The following is a 3,392-nucleotide window of genomic DNA, read 5'->3' on the forward strand; positions in this document are numbered from 1 at the left end:
TCGCGGGGGACGCCGTGAACCCATCCCTGGGGGCTTGGCCGCGGCATCCATGCCGCGGACACCCCCGCGAACCCAACCTGCCCGGCCTCTGACAGTTTCCGTGTGCGGCCAGCCACGGAAAAGAAAAAGAAAATCAATAGCGGGTCGCGCGCTGCGCGCACTCGCTGCGGGGTCGGATCCGTTTTCCGCAGGAGAACGGATCCGGCCCCTTCTACTTTCTCCGTTACACCAACCGCTTCCGCTCTGCCTTTGCATTCCGTCACCGGGAAACTGTCGAAGGGGGGGGGCTGTGGGTTTGCGGGGTGTCCGCGGCATGGATGCCGCGGCCAACCCCCCAGGGATGGGTTTACGGCGTCCCCGCAAACCCACAGTCCCCCGCCAGCCCTCAGTCCAACCCAGAGCCATGAACAAACGCTGTTGCCGTTGCTTTTGCTTGTGCTCTGGCCTGAAACGGGTGCCGGGCAACGCCCGGCCGGGTATCCTTTCCACCTGATGTCCGACCTTGTCCATGCCAGCCGCGAAGCCCTCAGCGAAGGCGGCGCGCTCGCCTCCCATCTGGATGCGTTCGTCCCGCGTCCTGCGCAGCTGCGCCTTACCGAGGCCATTGCCGCGTCGATGCAGCAGCGCGACCTGCTGCTCGCCGAAGCCGGTACCGGCACCGGCAAGACCTTTGCCTATCTGGTGCCGGTGCTGCTGTCCGGAATGCGCACCATCATTTCCACCGGCACGCGCGCGCTGCAGGACCAGCTCTACCACCGTGACCTGCCGCGCGTGCGCCAGGCACTGGGCGTCGGCGTGCGCAGCGCGCTGCTGAAGGGGCGCAGCAACTACCTGTGCCGCTACCGCCTGCAGCAGGCACGCGGCGAGCCGCGCTTCTCCAGCCCGGAACAGGCGGCACAGTTCCAGCGCATCCTGGCTTGGTCCGGCCGCTCGGAATCAGGCGATATCGCCGAACTCGATGGCCTGGCCGACGACTCGCCGCTGCTGCCGATGGTCACTTCCACCGTCGACAACTGCTTGGGCAACGAGTGTCCGTTCTGGGATGACTGTTTCGTCGTGCGGGCCCGCCAGCGTGCACAGGCCGCCGATCTGGTCGTGGTCAACCACCACCTGCTGCTGGCCGATCTCGCGCTGAAGCAGGAGGGCTTCGGTGAACTGCTGCCCGGTGCGCAGGCCTTCGTCATCGACGAGGCCCATCAGCTGCCCGAACTGGCCGCGCAGTTCTTCGGCGAAGGCTTCGGCATGCGCCCCTGGCAGGAACTGGGCCGTGACTGCCTGGTTGAAGCGCGCGGCGTGGGTGGCGCACAGTCTGCACTGCAGGAACCGGTCGATCATCTGCAGCAGGCATTGTCTGCACTGCGTGCTGCGATGGAGGGGCTGCCAGCGCGTGGCACCCAATGGCGCGCGCTGGCAATGCCGCAGGTACGCGAGGGTTTCGATGCGGTGATGTCCAGCCTGGTGGTGCTGGAGCAGGCATTGCAACCGCTGCGCGAAGCCGCTGCTGGCCTCGATGCCTGCCATGCGCGCGCACGTGAGGCGATTTCGCGGCTGGGCCGTTGGCTGGGGGATGAAGAACCCGCGCTCGACTTCGATGCCGATCCTGCAGAAGCGACCGCCGTCGCTGGTGACGTGCTCTGGTATGAATTGACCGCGCGCGGTTTCCGCTGCCAGCGCACGCCGATGGATGTGTCCGCACCGCTGCGCGAACATCGCGAGCGCAGCCATGCCGCATGGATTTTCACCTCCGCCACGCTGACCGTTGGCGGTGGCTTCGAGCACATCGCCACGCGCCTGGGCCTGGATGATCCGCAGACGCTGGTACAGCCCAGTCCGTTCAACTGGCCCGAGCAGGCACTGTGCTACCTGCCTGAAGGCCTGCCGGATCCGGCTGCGCGCGGTTTCGGAACCGCACTGATCCAGGTCCTGCGTCCGGTGCTGCAGGCGTCGCAGGGCAGGGCGTTCCTGTTGTTTGCTTCGCATCGTGCGCTGCGCGAGGCGGCCGAGGCGCTGCGTGATGGGCCCTGGCCGCTGTTCGTGCAGGGCGAAGCGCCGCGCGCGACCCTGCTGCAGCGTTTCCGCGAATCCGGCAATGGCGTGCTGCTGGGCTCGGCCAGCTTCCGCGAGGGCGTGGATGTGGTCGGCGAGGCATTGAGCGTGGTGGTGATCGACAAGCTGCCCTTCGCCACGCCCGATGATCCGGTGTACGAAGCGCGGCTGGATGCCATACGCACCCAGGGCGGCAATCCCTTCCGCGACGAGCAGTTGCCGCAGGCGGTGATTGCCCTGAAGCAGGGCGTTGGCCGCCTGATCCGCAGCGAGACCGACCGTGGCGTGCTGGTGCTGTGCGACCCGCGCCTGCTCAACCGGGGTTATGGCAAGGTCTTCCTGCAGTCGCTGCCGCCGTTCCGGCGAACCCGGGCCCTGGCCGATGTGCAGGCCTTCTTTGCGCCACAATGGGCGCCCGTGGCGGATGCCGCTGCCCCGACCGCTGCCGTGGCGGGGCCGGAGCCGGCTCCCGGCGCCACGTTCCCCCTGTTCTGACCCGATCCGATGAAACTGCTCGCCTTTGAAACCGCCACCGAAGCCTGTTCCGTAGCCCTGCATGTCGATGGGCAGGTACGGGAACGCTTCGAGATCGCCCCCCGCCGGCATGCCGAACTGAGCCTGCCGTGGGCGGAGGAGCTGCTGGCCGAGGCCGGCATCAGCCGCCGCCAGCTGGACGGCATCGCGCTCAGCCGTGGTCCCGGTGCGTTCACCGGTGTGCGCCTGGCGATCGCGTTGGCGCAGGGCATCGCGCTGGCGCTGGATCGGCCGTTGCTGCCGGTGTCGACGCTGCAGGTGCTGGCGCTGCGCGCGCCGGTGGAAGAGAAGCAGATCCTGTCGGCGATCGATGCGCGGATGGGCGAGTTGTACGTGGCACGCTTCGAGCGCGTGGATGGACTGCCGGTGGCGCGGGATGCCGAGCGCGTGTGCGTGCCGGCGGCGGTGTCGTTGCCGGATGCTGCGTCCGTCTACGGCGTCGGCACCGGGTTTGCCGCGGCCGAGGGCGCGCTGGTCGCGCAGCTGGGGGCTGGCCTGCGCCGCTTCGATGCAACGGCGCTGCCACGTGCAGCGGATGTGCTGGCACTGGCGGTACCGGCGTTCGCGCGCGGCGAAGGCATTGCGCCGGAGAAGGTCGAGCCGGCGTACCTGCGGGACAACGTGGCGCTGACGCTGGTCGAGCAGCAGGCGGCGCGGGATGCCAAGGCGAAGGCCAACGGCTGAGCCCCTCGTGGCGGGGTGGTGGGTCGCTGACAGCAGAAGCCGTGGGTTGGCCGGGCGGGTGGGCTGCGCAGGGGGCGCCGTGAATACGTCCATGTAGGCTCGGGCGCGCCGTCCATGGCGCTTACGCC

2 protein-coding genes are annotated in these 3,392 nt (G+C 68.6%); both read left to right on the forward strand.

The window, feature by feature from the left end; all coding sequences use genetic code 11:
- Positions 1-492 precede the first annotated feature (492 nt).
- Positions 493-2,541, forward strand: a complete 2,049-nt coding sequence (locus AC1DJN_RS21290) for a DNA repair helicase YoaA (RefSeq protein WP_442252407.1) — start codon at positions 493-495, stop codon at positions 2,539-2,541.
- A 9-nt stretch (positions 2,542-2,550) separates the two neighbouring features.
- Positions 2,551-3,264: a tRNA (adenosine(37)-N6)-threonylcarbamoyltransferase complex dimerization subunit type 1 TsaB gene (gene tsaB / locus AC1DJN_RS21295; RefSeq protein WP_025877742.1), complete on the forward strand. Its 714-nt coding sequence runs from the start codon at positions 2,551-2,553 to the stop codon at positions 3,262-3,264.
- Positions 3,265-3,392: the final 128 nt, after the last annotated feature.

Source organism: Stenotrophomonas sp. 05L414_2 (assembly GCF_056397905.1).